Here is a 4,251-nt window from a genome sequence, read left to right as displayed (position 1 = left end):
GCAAGATATGCACATTTAATAGCCTATTTCAGCGCACATTAGGGGATTCAGAAGGTGACCGCTGAGTCCAGCGCCGGCGCTTATTAGTACATATTTTAGACTGGAAAAGATGGTCCCGCTTCCGAGATGGTAATGGCACAGTTCAACTCAATCCAAGGAGCAGAACCATGTTGCCGTCAAAACTCAGATTCTGGTTGTTCGACACTCTCTCGGTAAAGACCATGCGTTTCGTCAGCGCCGTGCCGACCCGACAAGCGGAAGGGCTGACGAAGCAAGTCTATAACATGATCCGAGAAGACTTCTTCAAAAATGGTTCCCTGACGAGCCGCTCGAAAGTCCCCGAACTGATGGCCGCCATCTGGACAGGTGGGCGCGAGGCCATGCTTGTCGAGGATAAAGTTGACCGGACGACAAAGGACGCGGTCAGTGCAGTCCTCTCGCAGGTTAACGATTGCCCCTATTGCGAGGACATGCTGGTCAGCCTCGTTCACGCCGGAGGAGAGCACGAAGCCGCTGGCGACATCTTCGAGCAGAATGCTCTGCCCGAGACTGATGCGCGCCTGCGCGAATGTCTGGAGTGGGTGAGGGCGATCGCCGCGCCGGGCAATACTGACATTCCACCGACGCCCTTCACGGCGGACCAACTCCCGGAGGTCTTTGGCACGTTGATGGGCATGAGCGACATCAACCGTTTCAGCCACGTCGTCATGCAAGACTCGCCAGTCAATGCCCCCTTTGGTCTACGGACACTTAAGTCACTGACACTGAGACTATTCGGCTCGGAGCTTGAGGTGACACGTCGGCTTACGCTGGAGCCCGGGCGGGCGCTGCCCTTGTTGCCGCCGGCACCGCTGCCAGAGGACATGGCCTGGGCCAAGCCCAACGCCCGCGTCGCCGACGCGCTCGCGCGCTGGACTGCGGCAGTCGAGCGCAACGCCGAGGGTGTGATTTCCAATCCGGTAAGGCGGACGGTTGAAACTGCGTTGCAGGACTGGGACGGCGAACCAATGCCTATCAGCCGTTCATGGGCCGACGCAGACGTCGCTGAGCTTCAAGGAGAGGATCGGGACATCGCCAAGCTGGCGATCGTTCTCGCCAAGGCACCTTACCAGGTCGATGAACGAATGGCCCAGGCAGTATTGGATGAGGACCGGGACGAGGAGCGCTTCATCCGCATCCTGGCTTGGGCATCCTTTACCGCCGCTCGTCGCTTCACCCAGATCGTCGCGGCAAAAACAGCCGCTGGTCTCCCCTTCGGCAAACCCGGGGTAACGACGTTCAATCATCCAGTCGCCAACGCGCTGGCCGCATAGTCATACGGCATGGCACCGTAGCCGGGGTCTCCGGCGCCATGCCTTTTCACCCTTATTAAGGGCGTCCGCTTTGGGTCATTGGACCCGCAAGAGTTCTCTGATTCATGCCCGCCCTATCGAAGGCCAGCCGTTCCTATCGACGATGGATGTGAAATGCTCGCTATCCGGGCTCTGACCCTGCCCCATCGAACCAGACGTGGCCCAGCCACGGCACGAGGGCCGCTAGTGACCCAACGTGGACATTCCGCGGTTGTTGTTACTGTGCTGGACCAAGCGCCCACGCTCGTTGAGATTTGCGGCGTTTAAACAGTCCGCGCGCGCGCCTTCTCTCGAGGCGTCGAGCCCGTCTATCACGCGGTTTTTGCGCCTTCGTCACTCTAATGGCGTCTGATGTGCGAAGCGCAGGCTCGGCGGTCCCAGTCGGCTCGTGTGATGTTGGCGAAGCGACCTTGACAGGCGGTGGCTTGACCGACCTAGGTTCCGCTGCGGTGGGCTCGTCAGCTGAGACAAGGTAACTGTGATAGACCCAGCCCCGCTCCTGGGTCGCCGGGTCCAGTAATTGGACCCACCCATTTGCTCGGCCGACAACTTGCGCTTTTGAACCGGCGGGATAAGGTCGAAGACCAGGTGAAGACACAGACGTCTCGCCGCGCGCCCTTACGGCCTGGCTCATCCTGACCCACTCAATTGGCTCTAGTCCGGGGTCGCCTATGCTCACGGTCGATGCTTGATCCGCGCGGGCTGACAATTGGGCGGCGAGCGTAGGCTGCGCCCCTTCGTCAACAGGCTGTTGCCGTGGCAAGGAAGCGGCGGTTTCTCGGGGCAAGGGCTGTTGATCTTTCTCGCGCGCTGCTTCCTTCTCTTGCCTCAAGGACTGGAGGCTCGAGCCCCACGAGGAACTAAGCGGTTCTCTGACCTGACGATCGGCCACGGCTTGGACGCTTGAACCAACCTCTGATGCGTCCTCCGCCAGTTTAGGCGGGGGAGTAAGCAGATAGGCAGCGACGCCTACCAGAAATAAGAAAAGCACAAACCGTTTCACGGTAAGACCTCTAATCAGATCTGGGATCTTGCGTCGTCAATTTCAACGTTGCTTGGCCAGAATAGTCCATGCCGGTTTCAATTTCTCAGACCACAGGTGACTACGGTTAAGCGAGCGAGCTGGTCGCGCGGTAGTCATTCCACGGGGCGAGGCCGCTGTGCGCGGCTCTATCCTTGTTTTGGCTGCTTAGTCTATGTTCTGTACGGGCGATCCAGAGGATTTCAGACGGGATGTGTTTTTCCGCGACAGCAAGTTTCGCGGTGGCGGCGCCTCTGCTGCCGTTGGGGATTTATTGCCTGAACAGGGCGAGGCGCGAGGACGCGAGATGGATGCCGTTCGCGGCCTACCCCCTGGCGTTTGGGCTGCAGCAGGCGGTCGAGGGGGTCCTGTGGATCGGCATATCGTCCGGCGACCAGGCGCTGATCGGCGCGGCATCGCGGGGATTTTTGTTCTTCTCCCACTTTTTCTGGCTGTTCTGGGTACCGATGTCGATTCTTGCGCTGGAATCCGATGCGCACCGGAAGCGCATTCTCGCCGCCCTTGCAGTTCTGGGCGGACTATACGGCGCATCGCTTTTCCTGCCCATCCTGCTGAACGAGGACTGGCTCAGCGTGGCGGTGGTTCACCACTCGATCGTCTACAAGATCACGCTGATCTATGACGGTATCGTGAACCGGCAGATTCTTCGGGTCATCTATGCCGCGATAATTGTCGCCTCTCTATTCATCTGCTCTGCCAGGCAAATAAGGATATTTGCCATGCTGATGTTGGTTTCGGTGATCGCCGCCAATCTGTTTTTTGATTATGCGTTCACCTCCGTTTGGTGCTTTTTCGCGGCCATCTTGTCCCTCTACGTTCTCTACATCGTACGCGTGGAACTCAAGTCGGAGCCGACCGAACCCAGCGCTGCCTAATGGAGAATTCGGCATCGAGCGGAAGATCGCCGGCATCGTGACCGCGATCGAGCAAGGCAACTACAGCCGCGCCTTGGGCGACCGGCTCATCATCGCGATACAAAGTATTTGGCTGGATGCCCTTCCCCAATCTGCCCCTGCCCGTCCGTTTTTGCGACTCCTGAACCCTATGTGGGTGAGCTATGTCTGTTCTGCACCCAAGAGCAGACATAGGTTGTCACTGCACGCTCGTCATCCACTCCCTAATGGCGCGCGTAGCGCGCTGCCTGAGAGAAGCTGCAACGGCTCCGGCGGTCCAGGAAAGTGGGGCATTAAAGGATTGCGGCATCGAGTCCGCCAACGCAGGCGAGCGCCTTATGGCCGAGATCAAAGCCTTCTACGCTGCTCGCAAGGATCGGCGGATCAAGAAGGGGTGTACCCCCTCCGACAACGGCAAATTAAAGCCTTGATTTCTGCGGGTTTGGGGGGGCTTACGCGGACATTGCGGGGGTACAGGTATGAGAATACCCAGACCCTTGTTTTGTCCGCCTATGACCATTGTAGCAATGGGTATCAATGGACAGGCTCAACAAAGCGCAAGGCGGTAGAAATCGAAACCATGCGGCTGATCATGAAGAACGGCAAAATCTACAAGAACACGTTCTGATGAAATGTCCGCTTTGGGTCATTAGCGGACATCGGTGAGCGGAGCAGGCATGTCCGCTTTACCCTCAGGAGCGGACACGATGAGCGTGGCCGCAGTCAACTTAGGCCGACCGCCTCAGCGTCCACTTGGTACGTTCTTGAGCGAATCCAGCCCGGGATTTGAACCTATAGCTCAATTTTCAGGAATGGTTGATTACGGCGGATTCGCTCCTCCGCTACCAATTGTTCACCAAGGCATTGAATTCCCGGTTTCTTTGCCCATCTTCAAACTTCCGCCAGGTTTTTGTGAGAACCTGTCAGGAAGATGAAGAGGCCACTATTCGCATGACGAAACTTG

The 4,251-nt window shown here is 58.0% G+C and carries 2 protein-coding genes; both read left to right on the top strand.

Annotation, left to right across the window (positions count from 1 at the left end):
* The first annotated feature begins 167 nt into the window (after nt 1–167).
* Nucleotides 168–1,313, top strand: a complete 1,146-nt coding sequence (locus tag AC221Y_RS21005; RefSeq protein ID WP_486708303.1) for a carboxymuconolactone decarboxylase family protein — start codon at nt 168–170, stop codon at nt 1,311–1,313.
* A gap of 1,272 nt (nt 1,314–2,585) precedes the next feature.
* Nucleotides 2,586–3,269 (top strand): DUF6629 family protein, encoded by a 684-nt coding sequence (locus AC221Y_RS21000; RefSeq protein WP_486708302.1) that lies wholly within the window; start codon nt 2,586–2,588, stop codon nt 3,267–3,269.
* The last annotated feature ends 982 nt before the right edge of the window (nt 3,270–4,251 follow it).

Source organism: Boseongicola sp. (genome assembly GCF_057460485.1).
Note: the sequence above shows the minus strand (reverse complement) of the source record. Positions and strands in the feature narration are given on the sequence as shown.